Consider the following 21,838-nt stretch of genomic DNA (forward strand, 5'->3'; position numbering starts at 1 on the left):
GCGGCTCCCGCGATGGCATGGCGGGATGACGCATGGCAGGACGACCGGGCGGGGCCACGCCCGCCGGAGGTGTGTGTGAAACCTGACTCTCCCGACTCCCCTGACCTGGACCACGAGGCCTTCCTGGAGATGAACCGGAGCCCGGAGTTCCAGAAGCTGAAATCGAGCTTCCGCCGCTTCGTGCTCCCGATGACCGTGGCGTTCCTGGCCTGGTACCTGCTGTACGTCGTGCTGTCGGCGTACGCGCGCGGCTTCATGGGCACCAAGGTCGTCGGTGAGATCAACGTGGCGCTGGTCTTCGGCCTGCTCCAGTTCCTCTCCACCTTCCTCATCGCCTGGGCGTACGAGCGGTACGCCCGCCGCAGGCTCGAACCGCTCGCCGCGGCCGTCGGCCCGGCCGCCCCCGCCGGCACCGAGGAGGAGGGCAAGTGACCGGAACGCTCGCCGCGCCGCAGCTGCTGGCCGCGCCCGCCGAGAACGAGCACCGCGTGTTCTCGCTGATCCTCTTCGCCGTCTTCGTCGCGCTCACGCTCTGGATCACGATCTGGGCGAGCCGGCAGACCCGCACCGCCGCCGACTTCTACGCCGGCGGCCGCCAGTTCAGCGCCGTGCAGAACGGGCTGGCGATCGGCGGCGACTACATGTCGGCCGCCTCGTTCCTCGGCATCGCCGGCATGTTCGCGCTCTCCGGCTACGACGGCTTCCTGTACTCGATCGGCTTCCTGGTGGCCTGGCTCGTCGCGCTGCTGCTGGTCGCCGAGATGCTGCGCAACTCCGGCCGGTTCACGATGGCCGACGTGCTGGCGTTCCGGATGCGGCAGCGCCCGGTGCGGGCCGCGGCCGGCATCTCCACGATCGTCGTCTCGATCTTCTATCTGCTGGCCCAGATGGTCGGCGCGGGCGCGCTGGTCGCGCTGCTGCTGGGCGCCGAGGGCGAGGCCGCCAAGATCTGGACGATCGTGGTCGTCGGCGCGCTGATGATCTTCTACGTCACGGTCGGCGGCATGAAGGGCACCACCTGGGTGCAGATCGTCAAGGCCGTGCTGCTGATGACCGGCGCCGCCGTCATGACCGTGTGGATCCTGGCCAAGTACGGCTTCAACCTCTCCTCCCTGCTGGGCGCCGCCGCCGACGCCAGCGGCAAGGGCGACGCGTTCCTGAAGCCGGGCCTGAAGTACGGCGCCACCGACATGTGGTCCAAGCTCGACCTGCTCTCGCTCGGGCTGGCGCTGGTGCTCGGCACCGCCGGGCTGCCGCACATCCTGATCCGCTTCTACACCGTCCCCAACTCCAAGGCCGCCCGTGCCTCGGTGAACTGGGCGATCGGCATCATCGGCGTGTTCTACCTGATGACGCTGGTCATCGGGTTCGGCGCGGCGGCGCTCGTCGGCAGCAAGGCGGTCGCGGCGCAGGACAAGGGCGGCAACACCGCCGCCGTCCAGGTCGCCGAGCACCTCGGCGGCGGCCCCGGCTCCACCGGCGGCGCGATCTTCCTGGCGGTCATCGCGGCGGTGGCGTTCGCGACGATCCTGGCCGTGGTCGCCGGGCTCACGCTGGCGTCCTCGTCGTCGTTCGCGCACGACCTGTTCGCGAACGTCTTCAAGCGCGGCCAGGCCAGCGAGCGCGACGAGGTGCGGATGGCGCGGATCGCCGCGCTGGTCATCGGCGCGGTCGCGATCGTGCTGTCCATCTTCGCCCGCGGCCTGAACGTGGCGTTCCTCGTCGCGCTCGCGTTCGCGGTCGCCGCGTCCGCGAACCTGCCGACGCTGCTGTTCTCGCTGTTCTGGAAGCGGTTCAACACCGTCGGCGCGGTCGCCGGCATCTACGGCGGGCTCGTCTCGGCCGTCGCGCTGGTGATGTGCAGCTCGATCGCGTGGGGCGGCAAGTCCGCGACCCTGCCCAAGGGCAACCCGGACGCGCTGTTCAGCGAGACGATCGTGGCGCCGTTCCCGATGCAGAACCCGGGCCTCATCTCCATTCCCCTCGGGTTCCTGTGCGCGTACCTGGGAACGGTTCTCTCCAAGGAACGCACCGACGACAAGTACGCCGAGCTGGAGGTGCGCGCCCTCACCGGCAAGGGCGCGCACTGACCGTCCCGTAAAGCGCGGCACCGCCCCCTGCGGGCGGTGCCGCCGCTGTACGATCATCACCGTTACCCGCGTGTCCCCCCCCCACGGAGGTAGTGAGTGCGCGCCGAGGACGCGACGGCACCGGACCAGGAACCCGCACCGGCCAACTCGCGTACCTCGGAGGAGGGGGCCGGCTGGGCCTGCCGCACCCGCGGCGGCTTCTACGACCTGATGCCCGACCGCGTCCCGCGGTTCTCCTGGCGGCGGCCGCTGGTGCTGTGGCGCTCCCGCAACGACGTCGTCGCCGAGCTGTTCGGCGACCCGTCCAACGGCATCCGCCGCCGCTGCGTCGCCGCGCTCGCCGAGCGCGGCACCCGCGCCGGGTTCACCATGCACCGGCCGGACGAGTCGTTCTCGTTCGTCGTGCTCGGGGACCCGGGGGAGGGCGACCGCTCGCAGTACGCGGTCGTGCCGCCGATGCTGAACGCCGGCGCCGGCACCGACTTCATGGTCGTCGCCAGCGACGTCGTCTACCCGGCGGGGGAGGCGGCCGACTACCCGGACAAGTTCTTCCGGCCGTACCGCGACTACCCGGGGCCGGTCTACGCCGTCCCGGGCAACCACGACTGGTACGACGGGCTGCGCGGCTTCCTGCGCGTGTTCTGCGACCTCGACATGAACTGCAGGCCGGACCCGTGGCGCGGGCCGTTCGGGCCGATCGCGCGGCTGCTGTGGCGGCGGCCCGGCGAGATCGACGAGGCGGCGCTCGCGGCGGCGCGCGAGAAGTACCGCGGCGCTCCCGGGCAGCGCGCCGTGCAGCCCGGCCCCTACTGGGCCATCGACACCCCGGCGCTGCGGATCGTCGCCATCGACACCGGCATCACCGGCGGCATCGACCGCGACCAGGGGGAGTGGCTGCGCGAGGTGTCCGCCGGGCCGCGGCCCAAGCTGCTCATCACCGGCAAGCCGCTGTACGTCGACGACCGCGCCAAGCCCGGGAGGATCGAGGGCGGCGGCACGGTCGACGCGATCGTGAAGGACCCGGCGCACAACTACGTCGCGGCGATCGGCGGCGACATCCACAACTACCAGCGCTACCCGATGCGCGTCGGCGACCGGACGGTGCAGTACGTGGTCGCCGGGGGCGGCGGCGCGTTCATGCACGCCACCCACACCATCCCCAAGACGCGCCTGGTGGACGAGGACGACTTCCGCTGCTACCCGCTGCGCGGCGACTCGCTGTCGCGCTACAGCAAGCTGTACGGCCGGGTGCTGCGGATGCCGAAGCTGTTCGAGCTGACGCCCGAAGAGGCGACCCAGGCCGTCCGCCACCGGCTCGGCATCAACCCCGGCCGCGGCTACGGCGGCACCGGGTCGCTCGCGTCGTCCGCCAAGGGCCTGGACGGCGAGGGCGCGGCGGAGGGCGGCGCTCCCGTCGCGGCGGGGCCCGGCACGGGGACCGCGAAGCCGCCGCTGCGGGTGCGGTTCGTCGCGTGGGCGCTCGGCGTGCCGCGCGACGGGCGGTGGCGGCCCGGGATGACGCGGCTCCCGGTGCGCAGGCTCCCGCAGCGGTTCCGGTCGGAGATGGCCGACTGGGACCGGCCGCCGTTCTTCAAGAGCTTCCTGCGCGTGGACGTCACCCCGGCGGAGCTGCGCATCCGGTGCTACGGCGTGACCGGGTGCGGCGACCACGAGGCCCGGCCGCCGTGCGAGGACGAGGTGACGATCGCGCTGCGCTGAGCGCGACAGAACGGTGTTCTCGGGATAAGTATCGGTGAACTCGGGAAAATCTGATGTTTCCCTACATGTGGCGCGGTCCTTCTGCCGTACAGTCGAACGTCATCAATCAAGGATCCTCGAAACGGGGCGCCGCGCCGCGCGCGGCCACGCCCCCGGGAGTGAACACGCGATGAGCTACCCCCAGCAGGGCCAGGCGCAGCCGTACCAGCAGCAGCCCCAGTACGGCGGCCAGCAGGCGCCCGTGCCCGCCCAGCAGCACGCGCCCGCGGCCGCCGCGACCGGCTACAACATGAAGCGCCGCAACCCGATCGGCGCCTGGCTCGGCCTGCCGATCATCACGTTCGGCATCTACGGCCTGGTCTGGTTCTTCAAGGTGCACGCCGAGCTCTTCAACTACGACCGCCGGGTCGGCGACGCCGCCACCAACGCGCTGCTGTCGATGATCTTCGGCTTCGTCACGCTCGGCATCTGGCCGCTGATCATGTACGTCAAGCTGGGCGGCCGCATCGCCCAGGCCCAGCGCGCCGCCGGCCTCCAGCCGTCCTGCAGCGGCGGGATCGGCTTCCTGCTCGGCATCCTCGGCTTCGGCGTGCTCTACTACCAGATCCAGCTCAACAAGATCGTGGACCGGTACGGCGACACCCAGCCCGGCCAGCAGGTCTCCCTGGCCGCCTGACCCGGCCGCGGGCCCGCATCGGAACCCCTCCGCGCTCCCTGGCGCGGAGGGGTTCCGCGTTCTGTCGGTGCCACCGTCCACAATGGGCGGGTGAGGATCGCGGTGGCGGCGGGACCGGACGGCGGCGGCACGCTGCACCGGCTGTCCGAGGACGGCTCGCCCGCCGCGCCCGCCGAGACCGTTCCCGACCTGGTGGCGGCCATCGCCGCGCACGAGCGCGCCGCGTCCCCGCGCTGGGTGTGGCCGTCCACCGCGCGGCTCTACCCGCGGCTGCTCGGCGCGGGCGTGCGCGTCGGCCGCTGCCACGACCTGGAGCTGGTCGAGACGCTGCTGCTCGGGCACGCCGGGCGCTACGGGGAGCCGCGTTCGGTACGGGCCGCGTGGGCGCGGCTGCACGGCGAGCCCGTTCCCGACGACCCGCCGCCCCCGGCCGAGGCCGATCCCCAGGGCCTCCTGTTCGACACCGGCGACTTGCTCCCGTCCCCGGCACCTTCCGGAGGCGACGAAGAGGGCGACGGCGAGGACGGCGCGTTCGGCGACAGCGTGACCGGCGTCGCGGCCGTACGGGAGCCCGCCGCCGTGCCCGGCACCGGCGCGGACGATCCCGAGCCCGGCGGCGCGGGCGACCTGGAGCGCATCCTGGCCGTGCACGCCGAGCAGCAGCGGCGGATCGCCGGGCTGCCGGGGTTCGCGCTGCTCGCGGCGGCCGAGTCGGCGGGCGCGCTGGTGGCCGCCGAGATGAGCCACGACGGGCTGCCCTGGTCGGCGGAGCGGCACGACGCCGTGCTCACCGGCCTGCTCGGCCCGCGCCCGTCCGGCGGGATGCGGCCGCGCAGGCTGCAGGACCTCGCCGATCGGATCAGCGCCGCGTTCGGGCTGCGCCGCCCGGTCAACCCCGACTCGCCCGCGCAGATCCTCAAGGCGTTCGCGTCCGTGGGGCTGCCCGTCGACTCGACCCGCGCGCACGTGCTCAAGCGGCTCGACCATCCGGCCGTCCCGCTGCTGCTGGAGTACAAGGAGCTGTCCCGGCTGCACACCGCGCACGGCTGGTCGTGGGCCGACACCTGGGTGCGCGACGGCCGCTTCCGGCCGGAGTACGTCGTCGGCGGCGTGGTCTCGGGCCGCTGGGCCACCAACGGCGGCGGCGCCCTGCAGATCCCGCGGGTGCTGCGGCAGGCGGCGGTCGCCGATCCCGGCTGGTCGCTGGTCGTCGCCGACGCCGCGCAGCTGGAGCCGCGGGTGCTGGCCGCGCTCGCCGGCGACCGGGCGTTCGCCGCGGCCGCCGCAGAGGGCGACCTGTACGCCGCGCTGTCCGACGCGTTCAGCGGCACCGCCGGTGGAGGCATGAGCGCCCGCGACAAGGCCAAGATCGCCCTGCTGTCCGCGATGTACGGCGGCGGCACCGGCGAGGCCGTACAGCTGCTCGCGGTGCTCAAGAGCAGGTTCCCGCAGGCGTTCGGCTACGTGGAGGCGGCCGCCCGCGCGGGCGAGCGCGGCGAGCTGGTCCGGTCCCGGCTGGGCCGCACCTGCCCGCCGCCGTCGGCCGGCTGGCGGCGGCTGACCGCCGCCGGCGAGGAGGGCGCGGGCCGGTCCGGCCAGGCCACCGCGGCGCAGGCGCTGCGCGCCCGCGGCCGCTTCACCCGCAACTTCGTCGTTCAGGCCACGGCGGCCGACTGGGCGCTGGCGCTGCTGGCCGCGCTGCGCCGCCGGCTGACCGTCCTCGGCCCGCCCCGCCTGGTCTTCTTCCAGCACGACGAGGTCATCGTCCACACCCCCGACGCCCTGGCCGACCAGGTCGCCGACGCCATCCACGCCTCATCACGCGAGGCGGCCCGCCTGCTGTTCGACCGCACCCCGGTCGTCTTCCCCATGGAGATCGCGACCGTCACCAGCTACGCCGACGCCAAGTGACCCCACCCGGCGTCCCACCTGGTGTGCCGCGCACGCTGCCGTCTGTGCGCTGTCGCCTGTGTGCCGCGTGTGCGGTGTCCTGCTGTGCGGGCTGCGTGTCCGTCCCGTGGTGGGCATGAGAAAGCCGCGCCCGCGAGGTCGTTCGCGGGCGCGGCTTTCCGTGCGGCTACTTGGTGACGTCGACGGGCTCGTTCCCGGGCCCGTCCTGGGCGCTGCCGCGTACGAGGCGGCCGACCTCGGCGCGGAGGCGGACGAACTCCGGCAGCCCGCGCGTCTCGATCTGGTCGCGGGAGGCGGGCAGGCCGACCGGCAGCTCGGCGCGCACCCGGCCCGGGTTGCGGGCCAGCACCACGACCCGGTCGCCGACGTAGACGCTCTCGTCGATGTCGTGGGTGACCAGGAGGATCGTCATGCCGCCGTCCCGGTGCACCCGTAGCACCAGGTCCTCCAGGTCCTCGCGGGTCTGCGCGTCGACCGAGCCGAACGGCTCGTCCATCAGCAGCAGCGTCGGCCGGTACGCCAGCGCGCGGGCGATCGACACCCGCTGCTGCATGCCGCCCGACAGCTGCCAGGGGTACTTGCGGCCGGCGTCGGCGAGGCCGACCTGCTCCAGCGCCTCCTGCGCGGCGGCGCGCCGATCCTTCTTGCCCTTGCCGCGCCGGCGCAGCGGCAGCGCCACGTTGTCGCGCACGGTCAGCCACGGCATCAGCGACCGGCTGTAGTCCTGGAAGACCACGGCCAGGTCGTCGGGGACGCCGTCGATCGGCTTCCCGTTCAGCACCACCTTGCCGCCCGTCGGCGGGACGAGCCCGGCGATGGCGCGCAGCAGCGTGGACTTGCCGCAGCCGGACGGCCCCACGATGCTGACCAGCTCCCCGGCCGCGACCTTGAGGTCCAGGCCGGACAGTACGGTGTGGTCGCCGTAGCGGTGCGTCAGTTCGTTGATCTCTAGCATGGTGTTCACCTGCTGCCTCAGCGCGTGCGCGCCGGTGGGGGAGCGGCCGAGACCGCCCAGGGCGAGTCGCGGTTCATGTCGTCGGTGTGGGTGATGGACTGGTAGCCGGCGGCGAGCGGCGCGAGCTCGTCCGGCGTCAGCACGTCCTCGATCCGGGCGAAGCCGTCCGGGGCGCGCTCGGCCACGGTGTGCAGGATGGCGTCGCCCGGGTTGACGCGGTTCCCGATCACGATGGCGTTCACGGTCTCCCGCCGCGCGGCGTCGTACGCGGCCAGCCCCTCCTCCGGGGTGGCGGCCCGGGCCAGCTCGTACGCCAGGGCGCGGGCGTCGAGGACCGCCTGCGAGCCGCCGTTGGAGCCGAGCGGGTACATCGGGTGGGCCGCGTCGCCGAGCAGCGTGACCCGTCCCCGGGTCCAGAACGGCAGCGGCGCGCGGTCCACCATCGGGTACTCCAGGATCTCCCCGGCGCCCTTGATGAGGCCCGGCACGTCCAGCCACGGGACGTTCCAGTCCTCGAAGTACGGCATGACGTCCTCGATCCGCCCCTCGCGGTTCCAGTCGGGGACCTCGGTCAGCCCGCCCGCCGTGCCGGCCGGGTCGTCGGGGTCAACGGGGCGCTCCTGCACCTCGCCGAGCCAGTTCACCAGCGCGCGGCCGCGGTCGGCGGCCTCCCTGGAGATCGGGTAGCAGATGAACTTGGCCGCGTGCTTGCTGCCGAGCACCGCCATCGTCCTGTTGTCGAGGAACGGGTCGGCCTCCGTCGTGCCGCGCCACAGCCGGACGCCGTTCCACAGCGGGCCGCCCTCGTCCGGGTGCAGCGCCTTGCGCACCGCCGAGTGCAGCCCGTCGGCGCCGACCAGGACGTCGGCCCGGATCTCGGATCCGGTGCCGGTGTCCTGGTCGCGCACCCGCGAGGTGACGCCGCCGGCCTCCTCGGTGAAGCCGGTGAGGGTGGTCCCGGTACGGACCGCGTCCGCGCCGAGCCGCTCCTGCACCGCCTCCAGCAGCAGCATCTGCAGCTCGCCGCGGTGGACGAAGATCTGCGGCCAGCGGTAACCGAGGGCCGTGCCGCGGCCCTCGCCCCACACCCGGTTCCCGTGCCGGTCGAAGTGCACCAGCTCCTCGGCCGGCAGCCCGATCCCGGCCAGCGCCTCGCCGAGCCCGAGCGCGGTCAGCTCGCGCACGGCGTGCGGCAGCAGGTTGATGCCCACGCCGAGCGGCCGCGGCCGCCGCGCGGACTCCACCAGCTCCGCCTCGATGCCCGCGGCGTGCAGGCTCAGCGCCGTGGTGAGTCCGCCGATGCCGGCCCCCGCGATCAGTACGCGCATGCCTTGCCTGTCTCCGTTCGTAGTGGATTGAGAGAGATTTTCGGGGGGTGGGATGGGTGAAGCGGTCGTTCCCGGTCAGTCCGCGAGCCTCTTGGCCCCGACGTGCCAGCGCAGCGCCCGCCGTTCGACCAGCAGGAACACCATGTTGAACAGGCAGCCGAGGACGCCGAGCAGCACGATGCCGGCCCACATCTCGGCCAGCTCGAAGCTCTGCTGGGCGAGGACGAGGTGGGCGCCGATGCCGGAGGTCTGGCCGATCAGCTCGGAGATCACCATCAGGATCAGCGCGAAGCCCAGGCTGACCCGCAGCCCCGCGAAGATCTTCGGTGCCGCCGCGGGCAGGATGACCCGCCGCAGCCGGGTGAGCCCGGTGATGCCGAAGACCCGCGCCGTCTCCAGCTGGAGCCGGTCCACGGTGCGCATGCCGTCGATGGTGTTGAGCAGCACCGGCCAGACGACCCCGAACGCGATCGTGGTGATCTGCAGCGGGCCGTCCAGGTCCAGGATGACCAGGAGGAACGGGATCATCGTGGGCGGCGGCACCGCCCGGAGGAACTGCAGGAGCGGGTCCAGCAGGTCGCCCAGCAACCGGGACCGGCCGATCAGCAGGCCGAGCAGCACGCCGCTCACCGCGGCGATGGCCCAGCCGGTGAACAGGTTGGTGAAGCTCGGCTTGAAGTCCTCGATCGCCTTCTCGGTCAGGAACAGGTCGCTCGCCGGGCCGGAGAACCAGATCTCGTGCAGGGCCGCGACGATCTCCGAGGGCGGCGGGAAGAAGGACCCGTTCGCGATCCGGGTGACGACCTCCCACAGCGCCATCAGCAGCACGAACAGCCACAGCCGCCCGATGCCGGTCCCGAGCAGCCGCAGCCCGCGCCCGGCGCCCGGCTTCCCGGCGCCCTTGCGTGCGGCACCGGCCGTCTTCTCGGCGGTGGCCGCCTTGACGTCGGTCATGCCGCCTCCGTTCCGGCCGCGTGCCAGCGGAACGCGCGGCGCTCCGTACCGACCAGCACCGCGTTGGCGAGCAGGCCGAGCAGGCCGGCCCAGACCGCGCCGGCGAGCATGAGGTCGGTCTGGCCGCCGCCGGTCTGGCTGTCCATGAGGAAGCCGCCGATGCCCTCGCCGCCGCCGGCGACGAGCTCGGTGCTGATGACCACGACGAGCCCGACCGAGAGCGCGATCCGCACGCCGGTGGCGACGAACGGGGCGGCGCTCGGCAGGCTGACCCGCAGCAGCACGGCGAGCTTGCCGAAGCCGAAGCTGCGCAGTGTCTCCTTGGCGACCGGGTCCACATCGCGCAGCGCGTACAGCGTGTTGATGAGGATGGGCCAGGTGGAGGCGTAGAACACCAGCGACATCTTGGACTGGGTGACCGAGCTGAACGTCACGGTCGCCAGCGGGATCAACGCCAGCGACGGGATCGGCCGCAGCAGCTCGACCACGACCCGGGCGGCGCTGTTGAGCCACGGGGTGGCGTTGAGCAGCAGGCCCAGCGCCACCGCGACGACCGTGGCCAGCAGCAGCCCGCCCAGCCAGGCGCGGACGGTGTCGGCGACCGCGGTGAGGAACTCGGTGTCGGCGAAGAGTTCGGCGGCGCGCAGGAGCACGGTCGAGGCGGGCGGGACGTCCTCGGCGTCGACGAGACCGGTCCGTACGACCAGTTCGGCGAGCGCGATGGCCCCGGCCACCCCGACCGCGCCCCGCGCGACGCGCGCGAGCCGGGCCTTCATCAGCCGTTCTGCACGACGAACGGCTTGACGTCCAGGTCCTGCTTCAGGTACCCGAACTGCCGCATGACGTCCGCGACCCGCTGGACCCGGGTGGCGCTGGTAGAGGTCGGGAAGCCGTTCAGGGCGATCACGCTCACGACCTTCGGGTCGAGCTTGGTGAACTTCGGCATCGCCTCCTGCAGCACCGCGCGGTCACCGGCGATGGCCTGCGCCTTCACCAGCGCGCGCTGGAACGCGGCCACCGTCTTGGGGTTCTCGGTGGCGAACTTCTCGCTCGCGGCGAAGCCGGTGATCGGGAAGTCCTTGGTCGGGCCGCTGGAGAAGTCGGTGAGGATCCGCGCGCCCAGCGACTGCTGGATCTGGGTGACGAACGGCTCGGGGACGATGATCGCGTCCACCTTCTCGTTCTTCAGCAGCGCCTCCTGCTGCGGGAACGGCGCCACGACGACGTCCTTCTTCTCGTCGATCGTCACGTTGTGCGGCTGGAGGGTCGCGCGAAGCAGCAGGCTGTTCTGGTTGTTGATCGCGTTCGTGCCGATCTTCTTGCCCGCCAGGTCCTTGGGGGACTTGATGGGGGAGTCCTTGGGGACCAGCACGCCGTTGAGGTTCTTGGTCATCGAGGACGCCTCGGCGACGATCCTCAGCTTGACGTCGCCGCTGGCCTGGGCCTGGATCAGGCCAACGTGGCCGCCGTGCGCGATGTCGAGCTGGCCGCCCTTGAGCTTGGGCAGCGCGTCGGCCGAACCGGTGACCGTCTGCATCTTCACTTCGAGGCCCTCGTCCTTGAAGAAGCCCCGGGAGATGGCGATCTGGACGCCCGCGCCCTCGGTGATGGGCATGACGCCCACCGTGATCTCGGACTGCTCCAGTCCGTTGGCCGACTTCTCGCCACCGCCGCCGCAGGCGGTCAGCGCCAGGGCGAGCGAGCCGGCGAGTGCCCCGGCGATCCACTGGCGCCGGCTGTGAGCGAACCTCATCGAGGGCTCCTTCAGGGGGGATATGGGAGTTATGCCGTTCAACGGCATGATCGTGGCGGACTCTAGCGCAGTAACCCTGGGTAACTCTCGAACGTTGCCTCGATGTTTATGTACGTGATACGCGAAGCGGACAAATAGGGCTAAAACACGTACAAACACCCCAAAATGGCGGAAGTTCGAAATGGCCCATCTTGGGGTTTGTTCTTGGGATTACTCTGTGCTGCAATGACCCTCGCCCCAGAGGTATCGACAGGTCACGGGAACCCCGCGCCGTGCGGGGCGGCGATCGGTGGGCGAGCCGCCGCGGACCCGTGAATAGGTGATGGAGGGACGTGCGACCAGCGATGGAGCAGGACCGCGTGCGAGGTCCGGATGCTCGCTCCCTCACGCCGGACGACGACGGCAACGCCGGTCGGAGCGCGGGCGGGCGCCGATTCAGGCTCGCCAACACCCGCGTGACCACCAGGCTCGTGGTGCTGATCCTCATCCCCGCGACCGTTGCCGGCATCCTGGCCGGCCTGCGGGTTCGCGACGGTGTGGCCGAGGCCGGCGTCTATACGCGAATCGAACGGCTGGCTACGCTCAGTGAGCGGGTGTCCGGACTCGTACAGGAACTCGAAGACGAACGAGACCTTACGGTCCAGTTCCTGACGGCGGCGCGGGCGGGCCAGACCCAGACGCTGAAGGACCAGCAGGCGGTCACCGACCGTGCGGCAGGGGAGGTCCGGGAGGCGCTCGGCGACATCGGTGAGGACTACTCCTCCCTGGTGCGCGCCAAGATCGGCGACGTCCGGTACCGGCTCCAGACGCTGCCCGGCATGCGCGAGATCGCCGGGCAGAACAGCGCCTCGGCGTTCTCCACGCTGGACATCTACAGCCAGGTGATCGTGGCGCTGCTCGACCTGAACGACCTGGTCGCCCAGGGCAGCCCGAACGCCGAGGTGGCCGAGAGCACCAGGGCCTTCGCCGCCCTCGCGCGCGCGAAGGACAACGCGTCCCAGGAGCGCGCGCTCGTCGCCTCGGTCATCCTGAGCCGGCGCTTCGCCACCCCCGCCGACCGGGAGCGGCTGCTGGCCACCCGGTCGCAGCAGGACAGCCAGATGGCGCTGTTCCGCACGACCGCCACCACCGCCCAGCGGCAGGCGTTCGAGGACACCGTCACCGGGCCGGAGATCGGCCAGGTCGAGGGCATCTACCAGCAGGTCCTGGTCCGCTCGGACGCCTCCCCGACACTGGCCGTCGGGCTGCGCCCCTCGCAGGCGATCGCGTGGGAGAAGGCGGCCACCGTCCGCCTCGGCCAGATGCGCGAGGTGGAGCGGAACATGGCCGCCTCGATCGTGCGCCACAGCCGCGAGCTGAAGGACGACGCGTACGTCGGCGTGGGCATCGACGCCGCGCTGCTGCTCATCGGGCTGCTGGTGGCGGCGCTCGCCACCGGGGCCGTGGCGCGCTCGCTGGTGCGGCCGCTGCGCCGGCTCCAGGTCGGCGCCCTGGAGGTGGCCGGCACCCGGCTGCCCGGCCTGGTGGACCGGCTGCGCGATCCCGAGGCGGCCGCCGAGGGCATCGAGGTCGAGCCGATCGACGTCGACTCCTCCGACGAGATCGGCCAGGTCGCGCGGGCGTTCGACGAGGTACACCGGGAGGCGGTCCGGCTGGCGGCCGACGAGGCCGTGCTGCGCGGCAACATCAACGCGATGTTCGTCAACCTGTCGCGGCGCAGCCAGTCGCTGATCGAGCGTCAGCTCAAGCTGATCGAGGACCTGGAGCAGAGCGAGCGCGACGAGGAGCAGCTGGGCAACCTGTTCCGGCTGGACCACCTCGCCACCCGCATGCGCCGCAACAACGAGAACCTGCTGGTCCTCGGCGGCCAGGACCAGGTCCGCCGGTGGAACCGGCCGGTCCCCCTGATCGACGTGGTGCGCGCCTCGCTGTCGGAGGTCGAGCAGTACGAGCGGGTCCAGCTGCGCGTGCACGGCGACATGACCGTCGCCGGCCCGGTCGTCAACGACCTCGTCCACCTCCTGGCCGAGCTGGTGGAGAACGCCACGGTGTTCTCCGCCGACCACACCCGGGTGACCGTATCCGGCCAGCAGCTCAGCGGCGGCGGCGCCATGCTGCAGATCACCGACGCCGGCGTGGGCATGTCGCAAGAGGAGCTGGAGCAGGCCAACTGGCGGCTGGCGAACCCGCCGGTCATCGACTTCTCGGCGGCCCGCCGCATGGGCCTGTTCGTGGTCGGCCGGCTGGCCGTCCGGCACGGCGTCAGGGTCGAGCTGCGCGCCGCGCAGGGCGGCGGGCTCACCGCGTTCGTGGTGCTGCCCGACCAGGTCATCGCCCCGGCGGGCGGCGGCGGCGTGGGATCGCGCGGGTTCGGCGTGCTGGAAGAGGGCGCCAGGTCCGCCGAGTACGCCGCGATGGCCACCCCGCCCGCGGCCGGTCCGCCCCCGGCGGCCCCCGGTGACTACCGCCAGGGCGAGGGCACCGGCGAGTTCGGCGTCCCGCGCCCGCGGATGGGCGGCACCGGGCCGATGCGCACCGTCCCCGGCGGCACCGGGCCGCAGCCGATGGCGGGGGACGAGTCCGGCCCGCACGGCATGCCCCCCGGCCGGCGCCCCGGCGGAAGCGGCCGCACCGGCCCGCAGCCGATCATGGGCGGTACGGGCCCGCAGCAGCAGCCGCCGTACGGCGGCACCGGGCCGCAGCCCGCGTTCGGGAGCAACGGCCAGTACCCCTCGCCCGGCGGGACCGGGCCGGTCCCGCCGCTGCAGCCGCTGGACCAGGGGCCGCCCGAGGAGGCGCCGCGCGGGCTGCGCGACCCGTACGCGATGCGCGGCCGGCACGCGCCCGCCGAGCCGGAGCGGCCCGAGCCGCCGATGGACGAGCCCCCGTACGAGCAGTCGTACGACCAGCCGTACGAGCAGCCGTACGACAAGCAGTACGAGCAGCCGCACGAGTTCCAGCACGGGCCCCGGCAAGGGCAGCCGCCCGGGGACCGGCCGCTGCCGCAGCGGCAGCCCGGTGCCCAGCACCCGGCGCGCGGCGGTGCGGCGGAGCCCCCCGAGGCGGGCGACCCGAACCGCACCGCCCCGGTGCCGCCGGTGGCGGGAGTGCCCGAGGCGCAGCCGGCCGTACCGGACCCGGCGCCGCCGGCGCGGCCGGGCAACCCCTGGGAGACCGGGCCGATGCCGATGGTCTCGCCGCCCGAGCACGGTGCGCCCGAGCACGGGGGCGCCGCCAACGGGGTCGCGCCCGGCGCCGGCGCCGGACCGGCGCCGGAACGGGGCTTGCCCGACCGGACCCCGGCCGAGCATGATCATGACCGGGCCGCCCCGCCCGGGGTGCCTCCGCGCTCGCCCATCTTCGACGCGATGCGGTCGGAGTGGTTCCAGCGCCGGACCGACCAGACACCGATCGAGGATCCCGTGAAGGGTTGGGAATCTCCAGCCGACGCCGGGTTCCGGGCCGCGGAGGCGGTCCGGGAGCCGGTGGCCGGCCAGCGCACGCAGGCGGGACTGCCCAAGCGCGTACCCGGCAAGAACCGGGTGCCGGGCGCGGTCGGGGCGCGCCCCGGCGGGCAGTCGCCGCCGCAGGTACCCGGGCAGCAGCCCGGGGCCCCGGGCGCGGCGGCACCGCCGCCGGCGCCCGCTCCGTCGGCCGATACCGTACGGAACCGGTTCGCCAGCCTTCAGCGCGGCGTCAGCCGGGGGCGTAACGAGACGCGTGGCTCGGAGGGCCCGGGCGACCCGTCCGGCTCCGGCACGACAGGTGAGGGCTCCTCGCAGGGCGACGGAGAGAACGGAGGAACCCGGTGAGCGGGCAGGATCTCAACTGGCTGGTGACCAACTTCGCGGATCGCGTCCCCAAGGTGGCGCACGCGGTGGTGGTCTCCTCGGACGGCCTGCCGATGGCGTACTCGGCGGGCTTCCCGCCCGAGCGGGCCGACCAGCTGTCGGCCATCGCCTCGGGCCTGATGAGCCTCACCCAGGGCGCGGCGAAGATCTTCGACGCCGGCGGCGTGGCCCAGACGGTCGTGGAGATGGACCGCGGGCTGCTGTTCGTCATGTCGATCGCCAACGGGTCGGTCTTCGCGGTGCTGGCCGCGTCCGACTGCGACCTCGGGCTGGTGGCGTACGAGATGACCCTCCTGGTGGAGCGGGTGGGTCGGGTCCTGACCCCGGCGCTGCGCGGTACGGCCGAGCAGCAGCCGCCGTACGGGGGAGGGGCCGTTCCGGAAATGGGCACCGGACCGGCTCGTTATTGACCTTGACTGACTCTGACGGAGGTCGGCGAGATGGATCGAGGCAGTCCCTGGGGAGCCGGTCCGGGCGGCCCGCCGCGGTGGCACGGTGATCCGCGCGGGAGACCCCCGGTGGAGGAGCCCGAGAGCAGTTCGCTGGTGCGCCCGTACGCGGTCACGGGCGGGCGCACCAAGCCGCGCTACGACCTGGCGGTCGAGGCGCTGGTAACGGCGGCGCCCTTTCCCCCGCGCGACGTGGCGCAGCTGACCCCGGAGTATCGGGCGATCATGGACCTGTGCCGGTCCGCCCGCTCGGTGGCCGAGGTCTCGGCGCTGCTGCGGCTGCCCCTCGGGGTGGCCCGGGTCCTCATCGCCGACATGGCACTCGAAGGGCTGCTGCGTTTGCACCAGTCGCGTCCCTCCGGCCAGCAGCCGGACATGCGTCTCCTAGAAAGGGTTCTCAGTGGCCTTCGGAACCTCTGATCAGGCGCCGCCGCCCGGCGCGTCGGGCGGGGACGCCGAACTCACCTCGGTGAAGATCGTCGTCGGTGGCGGCTTCGGGGTGGGCAAGACGACCTTCGTCGGGTCGGTGTCGGAGATCATGCCGCTCACCACCGAGGCGGTGATGACCGCCGCCAGCGCCGACGTGGACGACCTGTCGGCGGTGCCCGACAAGACGACCACCACGGTCGCGATGGACTTCGGCCGGGTGTCGCTGGACTCGGAACTGATCCTCTACCTGTTCGGCACCCCGGGCCAGCACCGCTTCTGGTTCATGTGGGACGACCTGGTCAAGGGCGCGATCGGCGCGGTGGTGCTGGTCGACACCCGGCGGCTGGAGGACTGCTTCGCCGCGGTGGACTACTTCGAGGAGCTCGGCCTGCCGTTCGTGGTCGGCGTGAACGGCTTCAACGGCGAGTTCCCGTACGGCGCCGAGGACATCCGGGACGCGCTGTCGATCAGCGCGCACGTGCCGATCATGCAGTGCGACGCGCGCAGCCGCGAGTCCACCAAGCAGGTGCTGATCACGCTGGTCAAGCACGCGATGACGATGCACGCCGCCGGGGTCCCGATGCCCGGCGTCCCGGCCGCCGGCTCGCAGCCGCCGCCGCAGCAGCCCGGCGGCCCCGTGGGGACCACCTCGCCGACCTGGACGTAGGCGCCGGCGCCGGGCCGCCCGGCGCCGGCCTTCCTACGGTCGCGTAGGAATGCGTGCATAATGCATACTTACCCCCCGTGAATCTTGGAGGCGTTCGAGGGGGTGCGATGGAGTCCCTGGGACAGATCGGTACGTACGTCGCGATCGGCGACAGCTTCAGCGAGGGCCTGAACGACCCGTACCCGGGCGAGACCGACCGCTTCCGCGGGTGGGCCGACCGGCTCGCCGAGCATCTGGCCGAGCGCGACCCGGGACTGCGGTACGCCAACCTGGCGGTGCGCGGCAAGCTGCTGCGCCAGATCGTGGACGACCAGGTGCCGCGGGCGGTCGAGCTGGAGCCCGACCTGGTGACGTTCTGCGCCGGCGGCAACGACATGATCCGGCCGGGCGCCGACCCGGACGCGCTGGCGGTGCTGTTCGACGACGCGGTGCGGCGGCTGCGCGCGACCGGCGCCCGGGTGGTGGTCTTCACCGGCTTCGACACCCGGAACCTGCGCTCGGGCCACCGCATCCGCGGCAAGGCGGCCACGTACAACATGCATCTGCGCGCCATCGCCGACCGGCGCGGCTGCGACGTGGTGGACCTGTGGTCGATGACGATGTTCAACGACCCGCGGGCCTGGTACGAGGACCGGCTGCACCTGTCGCCCGAGGGGCACCGCCGGATGGCGCTGCTGGTGGCGCACACGCTGGGCGTCCCGGTGGCGGGCGACTGGCGCGAGCCGTGGCCGCCGGCCGAGGCGGCGCGCTGGCTCGACCTGCGCCGCGAGGACCTGCACTGGGCGCGCGCGTACCTGCTGCCCTGGATCGGCCGCCGGGCGACCGGGCGCTCGTCCGGGGACGGCCGCGGGCCGAAGCGCCCGACCCCGTCGCCGCTCTGACCCTCTCCCGCCGGGCCCCTCCCCGGCGGGACTCCGCCGGATCAGCCCGCGGGCGCCCCGCCCGCCCGCGCGGCCACCGCCTCCGCGACGGTGCCGGCCACGGTGATCCGGCGGTGCAGCCCCATGACCTCCAGGGCGCGCCGGACGATCGGCCGCGGCGCGGCCAGCGCCAGGCTGCCGCCGTTCTCCCCGACCGCCTTGTAGCAGTCGATGATGATCGACAGGCCGTGCGAGTCCATGAACATCAGGTCGGCGAGGTCCAGGACCAGGTGGTCGCCGTGCGAGGTCCGGATCTCGCGCAGCCGATCGCTCAGCACGTCACCGGTGGCGATGTCGAGCTCGCCGGTGAGGCGCACGACGGCGCAGCCGTCGTGCGGGTGCGCGGTCACGTCCAGTGGGGGCACGCGGGGGCCTTCCCGGTCGGGGGACATCCACGGGCGCTCCGTGAATGTTTTCCATGCGACAACTATCCACGAGGATCACGCATCTGCCAACCCGGCCCGGCCGTGGTCGGGCGGCAGGTGTGCACGGCGCGGCGGCGCCGTAGGGTGCATGCCGTGAGTCCCCCACGGTTGCCCGAACACCTCGCGCCGCTGCTGACCGACGAGCCCGTCCTGGACGTGTACGCCTACGGGCCGTGGCGGGTGCCCGACGGCCTGTACGCCGAGATGCGCGAGCGCGCGCTGGAGTTCAACCGCGACCCGCGCGCCGCGGTGCTCGCCCGGCAGCTGAGCGAGTTCTACGGGGAGGGCACCTCGGCGACCGGGGCCGAGCAGTGGTCGCTGCTGACGTTCCTGCTGGGGGCGTCGGCGCTGCGCGGCGGGTCCCGCGGCGACGTCGACTACGAGCTGCTCGGCGACTTCCTCGCCACCCCCGAGCCCGCCGTCCGCGACCCGCTCGCCTGGTTCACCCAGGGCGGGCGCTGGCGGCCGCCCGGCCTGTGGCTGCCCGAGCCCGCCGGGGACGACCGCGAGCGCCGCGAGGTGATGTACGAGCTGGCCCGCGCCGGCCTCGACGTGTTCGCCGGGCTGGAGCCGCTGGAGGAGCGCCGGGCCGCGCTGATCGAGGTCTTCGACCGGCGGCTCGGCGACCCGGCGCTGCGCGAGGAGGCGCTGGCCGTGCCGCTGGACCGGCTGGAGGCGGTGTGGACCGCCGACCTGCCGGAGGCGACGCTGGCGGTGCTGCCCGAGCTGGCCGGGCCGCTCGGCTACCTCGGCTGGGTGTGCGAGGGCCTGGCCGCCGCGCACGAGCGGCTGCTGGAGACCGCCGGGCCGGGAGACCCGCTGGAGGCGGCGCTCGCCAAGATCATGCTGGCCGCCGAGGTGACCGCCGCCCCCGCCGAGCTGGCGGTGGCGCTGGGCACCGCGCGCTATGAGAATCTGGCCGACCGGCTACGGGCGCTGGAGCCGGGCTTCGCCGCCGAGCCGTGGCAGCTGGAGGTCCGCGCCTGGCTCGCGCGCGGCCTGGTCGCGGGCGAGGCCGACGCCTGCCGCGCCTGGCTCGACATGGCGGCGCGCGCCACCGGGGCCGTCCAGGGGCTGCCCGAGCCGGCCGCGAGCCCGCGGTGCCGGCTCCCCGTCCGCGCGTTCCAGCACGACCTGCGGCGGCTGTTCGACCACCGCCCGGTCGCCAACCCGCTGGCCGCGAGGCTGCGGAGGCCGGCCGCCGGGTCCCGGCCGGAGCGGGCGGAGCCGGAGACCGCGCCCGACGCGGCGCGGGCGGCGGGCGACCTGCTCGTCGGCCAGCCCGAGCTGAGCCGGGCGATGCGCGAGGCCGTCGCCGCGCGGCTGGCGGGGGAGCGGCCCGCCCGGCTGCTCGTCGCCGGCTCCGAGGGCACCGGGAAGGGCACCGCCGCCGAGGTCCTGGAGCACGTCCTGCGCGAGCGCGGCCTGATCCGCGAGGCGCTGTGGATCTCCGACCAGGTGTTCGCGACGCTGGGCGTCAGCGACGCCGTGCTGTGGCTCCAGGCCCGCGTCCGCGACTGCGTCGAGGGCCGGATGCTGCTGGTCGTGGACGACCTGGAGAAGCTGGCCGGGTACGAGCGCTGCGGTCCGGCCGCCCTGGAGGAGCTGCGCCGGTTGATGGCCCGCTCGCCCGGCCTCGACGTCGTCGCGCTGTGCCGGCCGGGCGGCGACCGGCGGCTGTTCGACGCCAACCCGGCCCTGGTCCGCGCGTTCGAGGTGACCCGGACCCGCGAGTTCGGCGAGGACGACCACGCCGAGCTGTTCCACCGGGCCGTGTCGGCGCGCGGCGCCCGCGTGAGCCGCGAGGTGGCCCGTACCGCCGGACTCCTCATCACCCGCACCCCGCCGCTGCACAACCTGCGCGGCGCCCGGCTGGTCGAGCACCTGGCCGGGCAGAGCGTCGCCGCCGCGGCCCGCCGCCGCGCCGCCGAGGAGGCCGGGCCCGGCGAGGACGCGGACACCGTCCCGGAGGTCACCGCCGCCGACCTGCCGCACCGGGTGATCACCGGCCGCGCGGCCGAGGCCGACCCGCTGGCCGAGCTGGCCGCGATGGCGGGCATCGAGCCGGTCAAGCGGGAGGTGGACGCGCTGGTCGCCGAGGCCAAGGCGGCGCGGCTGCGCCGCGAGGCGGGGATGGCGGTGGCCGCGCGCCCCCGCCACCTGGTCTTCACCGGCAACACGGGGACGGGCAAGAGCAAGGTCGCGCAGATCCTCGGCCGGGTGTACGCCGACCTCGGCGTGCTGTCCAACGGCCACCTGTTCGAGGTGGACCGCGCCGACCTGCTGGGCGACTACTCCAGCGAGAGCGCCGTCAAGGTGCGGCGGGCGGTCGAGCGCGCGCTGGGCGGCGTGCTGCTCGTCCGGGACGCGCACGCGTTCGCCTCGGCGGAGGCGGCCCGCGGCCGGGAGATCGTGGACGTGCTGCTCGGCGCCGTCCAGGCGCACCCCGACGACCTGGTCGTGGTGCTGACCGGCCCCGAGGCCGAGCTGAACGGCCTGCTGAAGGCCCACCCCGACCTGGCCGCGTACTTCCCGCGCACCGTCCGCTTCCCCGACCTGACCGAGGACGAGCTGGTCGAGGTGTTCCGGATCAAGGCGGCCGACACCGGGTTCGCGCTGGCCGAGGGCGTCCTCGACCGGGTGGCGGCGCTGGTGCGGGCCGCGCCGCGCGGCCGCGGGTTCGGCAACGCCCGCGTCATGCACGGCCTGCTGGACCGGGCGGTGGCGATGCAGGGCCGCCGCGTGCTGGCCGACGGCGTCGTGGACGAGACCGAGTCCCTGGACGAGATCCTGCTCGCCGACGTGCCCGACACGCTGGCGCCCGGCCGGGACGCGGTGCCCGGCGACCCGCTGGCCGACGTCGCCCGGCTGATCGGGCTGGAGGAGATCAAGCGGGAGATCGGCGCGCTGGTCGCCGAGGCGCGGGCCGAGCAGATGCGCCGGGACGCGGGGGTGCCGCTGGCGTTCCCGGCCCGGCACATGGTGTTCATGGGCAACCCGGGCACCGCCAAGACGACCATCGCCCGGCTGGTCGCGGCCGTGTACGCCCAGCTGGGCCTGCTGTCGTCCGGCCATCTCGTCGAGGTCACCCGCGGCGACCTGGTCGCCGAGTTCATCGGGCAGACCGCGCACAAGGTGCGTGCGGCGGTGGACCGGGCGCTCGGCGGGGTGCTGTTCATCGACGAGGCGTACGCGCTGAGCGGCGCCGGCGGCGACGGCCGCGACTTCGGCCACGAGGCGGTGGCCGAGCTGCTGAAGCTGATGGAGGAGCACCGCTCGGACCTGGTGGTGATCGTCGCCGGGTACGACGCGGAGATGGAGCGGTTCCTGCGCTTCAACCCTGGGCTGGAGTCGCGCTTCCCCAAGGCGCTGCGGTTCCCCGACTACACCGACGACGAGCTCGCGACGATCTTCGAGTCGATGGCGGCCGAGGCCGGCTTCGCGATGGCGGACGGCGTGCTGGCCGCGCTGCGCCGCCGGCTGGCCGCCGAGCGGCGCGGCGCGTCGTTCGGCAACGCCCGGCTCGTCCGCAACGTGCTGGAGGAGGCGATCTCCCGGCAGGCGCAGCGGATCACCGGGGCCGAGGACGCCCGGCCCGGCGCCGTCGACCCGGCCGAGGTGCGGACGCTGCGGCCGGAGGACGTGCCCGCCGAGCCGTCCCGGCGCGAGCCCGACCTGCCGACCGGACCGTACATCTAGTAGATGGGGTAC

The 21,838-nt window shown here is 73.6% G+C and carries 17 protein-coding genes; 11 read left to right on the top strand and 6 right to left on the bottom strand.

From position 1 onward, the window contains the following. Positions 1–75: 75 nt before the first annotated feature. From AB0881_RS13500 to AB0881_RS13520, 5 genes are all read left to right on the top strand, one after another. A complete protein-coding gene (locus AB0881_RS13500) occupies positions 76–432 on the top strand; it encodes a DUF485 domain-containing protein (protein WP_366616894.1) in 357 nt (118 codons plus the stop codon). Then, positions 429–2,090 (top strand): cation acetate symporter, encoded by a 1,662-nt coding sequence (locus AB0881_RS13505; RefSeq protein WP_366616896.1) that lies wholly within the window; start codon positions 429–431, stop codon positions 2,088–2,090. The genes AB0881_RS13500 and AB0881_RS13505 overlap by 4 nt, the downstream gene beginning before the upstream one ends. A gap of 96 nt (positions 2,091–2,186) precedes the next feature. Continuing rightward, on the top strand, positions 2,187–3,809 hold the full coding sequence (locus AB0881_RS13510) for a metallophosphoesterase family protein (protein ID WP_366616898.1): 1,623 nt from the start codon (positions 2,187–2,189) through the stop codon (positions 3,807–3,809). A 169-nt stretch (positions 3,810–3,978) separates the two neighbouring features. Next, a complete protein-coding gene (locus tag AB0881_RS13515) occupies positions 3,979–4,485 on the top strand; it encodes a DUF4234 domain-containing protein (protein WP_366616900.1) in 507 nt (168 codons plus the stop codon). 90 nt (positions 4,486–4,575) lie between these two features. Beyond that, the gene (locus AB0881_RS13520) at positions 4,576–6,396 is read left to right on the top strand and encodes a bifunctional 3'-5' exonuclease/DNA polymerase (protein ID WP_366616902.1); all 1,821 of its coding nucleotides are present in this window, start codon (positions 4,576–4,578) and stop codon (positions 6,394–6,396) included. 166 nt (positions 6,397–6,562) lie between these two features. On the opposite strand, the gene AB0881_RS13525 is transcribed toward AB0881_RS13520, so the two are convergent. From AB0881_RS13525 to AB0881_RS13545, 5 genes are all read right to left on the bottom strand, one after another. After that, positions 6,563–7,351 carry an ABC transporter ATP-binding protein gene (locus AB0881_RS13525; protein WP_366616903.1) on the bottom strand — a complete coding sequence of 263 codons (789 nt, stop codon included), beginning with the start codon at positions 7,349–7,351 and terminating at the stop codon, positions 6,563–6,565. A gap of 17 nt (positions 7,352–7,368) precedes the next feature. Further along, entirely contained in the window at positions 7,369–8,679 is a 1,311-nt protein-coding gene (locus tag AB0881_RS13530; protein WP_366616905.1) for a flavin-dependent oxidoreductase, read from the bottom strand. A 75-nt stretch (positions 8,680–8,754) separates the two neighbouring features. Further along, positions 8,755–9,633, bottom strand: coding sequence for an ABC transporter permease (locus tag AB0881_RS13535; RefSeq protein WP_366616906.1), 879 nt, complete (start codon positions 9,631–9,633; stop codon positions 8,755–8,757). Further along, positions 9,630–10,409, bottom strand: coding sequence for an ABC transporter permease subunit (locus AB0881_RS13540; protein ID WP_366616908.1), 780 nt, complete (start codon positions 10,407–10,409; stop codon positions 9,630–9,632). The genes AB0881_RS13535 and AB0881_RS13540 overlap by 4 nt, the downstream gene beginning before the upstream one ends. Next, positions 10,409–11,386 carry an ABC transporter substrate-binding protein gene (locus tag AB0881_RS13545; protein WP_366616910.1) on the bottom strand — a complete coding sequence of 326 codons (978 nt, stop codon included), beginning with the start codon at positions 11,384–11,386 and terminating at the stop codon, positions 10,409–10,411. The genes AB0881_RS13540 and AB0881_RS13545 overlap by 1 nt, the downstream gene beginning before the upstream one ends. 455 nt (positions 11,387–11,841) lie before the next feature. On the opposite strand from AB0881_RS13545, the gene AB0881_RS13550 reads away from it, so the two are divergent. From AB0881_RS13550 to AB0881_RS13570, 5 genes are all read left to right on the top strand, one after another. Beyond that, complete coding sequence (locus AB0881_RS13550; RefSeq protein ID WP_366616912.1) at positions 11,842–15,198, top strand: nitrate- and nitrite sensing domain-containing protein; 3,357 nt, start codon at positions 11,842–11,844, stop codon at positions 15,196–15,198. Beyond that, complete coding sequence (locus AB0881_RS13555) at positions 15,195–15,647, top strand: roadblock/LC7 domain-containing protein (protein ID WP_366616913.1); 453 nt, start codon at positions 15,195–15,197, stop codon at positions 15,645–15,647. Before AB0881_RS13550 ends, AB0881_RS13555 begins: the two co-directional genes overlap by 4 nt. Positions 15,648–15,677: 30 nt before the next feature. Next, entirely contained in the window at positions 15,678–16,106 is a 429-nt protein-coding gene (locus tag AB0881_RS13560) for a DUF742 domain-containing protein (protein ID WP_366616914.1), read from the top strand. After that, positions 16,087–16,782 carry an ATP/GTP-binding protein gene (locus AB0881_RS13565; protein ID WP_366616915.1) on the top strand — a complete coding sequence of 232 codons (696 nt, stop codon included), beginning with the start codon at positions 16,087–16,089 and terminating at the stop codon, positions 16,780–16,782. Before AB0881_RS13560 ends, AB0881_RS13565 begins: the two co-directional genes overlap by 20 nt. A gap of 107 nt (positions 16,783–16,889) precedes the next feature. Further along, positions 16,890–17,663 (top strand): SGNH/GDSL hydrolase family protein, encoded by a 774-nt coding sequence (locus tag AB0881_RS13570; protein WP_366616916.1) that lies wholly within the window; start codon positions 16,890–16,892, stop codon positions 17,661–17,663. Positions 17,664–17,704: 41 nt separating this feature from the next. On the opposite strand, the gene AB0881_RS13575 is transcribed toward AB0881_RS13570, so the two are convergent. After that, positions 17,705–18,067, bottom strand: coding sequence for an STAS domain-containing protein (locus AB0881_RS13575; RefSeq protein WP_366616918.1), 363 nt, complete (start codon positions 18,065–18,067; stop codon positions 17,705–17,707). A 153-nt stretch (positions 18,068–18,220) separates the two neighbouring features. Here AB0881_RS13575 and AB0881_RS13580 point away from each other — a divergent pair, with 153 nt between their 5' ends. After that, on the top strand, positions 18,221–21,826 hold the full coding sequence (locus AB0881_RS13580; RefSeq protein WP_366616920.1) for an AAA family ATPase: 3,606 nt from the start codon (positions 18,221–18,223) through the stop codon (positions 21,824–21,826). The last annotated feature ends 12 nt before the right edge of the window (positions 21,827–21,838 follow it).

Origin of the sequence: Spirillospora sp. NPDC029432, assembly GCF_040703975.1 — a bacterium.
Classification (GTDB): Bacteria; Actinomycetota; Actinomycetes; order Streptosporangiales; family Streptosporangiaceae; genus Spirillospora.

Excerpts from the sequence above, each read along its gene's own strand:
- AB0881_RS13535 (WP_366616906.1), bottom strand. The coding sequence starts at position 9,633 with ATGACCGACGTCAAGGCGGCCACCGCCGAGAAGACGGCCGGTGCCGCA.
- AB0881_RS13570 (WP_366616916.1), top strand. The coding sequence starts at position 16,890 with ATGGAGTCCCTGGGACAGATCGGTACGTACGTCGCGATCGGCGACAGC.
- AB0881_RS13540 (WP_366616908.1), bottom strand. The coding sequence starts at position 10,409 with ATGAAGGCCCGGCTCGCGCGCGTCGCGCGGGGCGCGGTCGGGGTGGCC.
- AB0881_RS13515 (WP_366616900.1), top strand. The coding sequence starts at position 3,979 with ATGAGCTACCCCCAGCAGGGCCAGGCGCAGCCGTACCAGCAGCAGCCC.
- AB0881_RS13530 (WP_366616905.1), bottom strand. The coding sequence starts at position 8,679 with ATGCGCGTACTGATCGCGGGGGCCGGCATCGGCGGACTCACCACGGCG.
- AB0881_RS13525 (WP_366616903.1), bottom strand. The coding sequence starts at position 7,351 with ATGCTAGAGATCAACGAACTGACGCACCGCTACGGCGACCACACCGTA.
- AB0881_RS13560 (WP_366616914.1), top strand. The coding sequence starts at position 15,678 with ATGGATCGAGGCAGTCCCTGGGGAGCCGGTCCGGGCGGCCCGCCGCGG.
- AB0881_RS13545 (WP_366616910.1), bottom strand. The coding sequence starts at position 11,386 with ATGAGGTTCGCTCACAGCCGGCGCCAGTGGATCGCCGGGGCACTCGCC.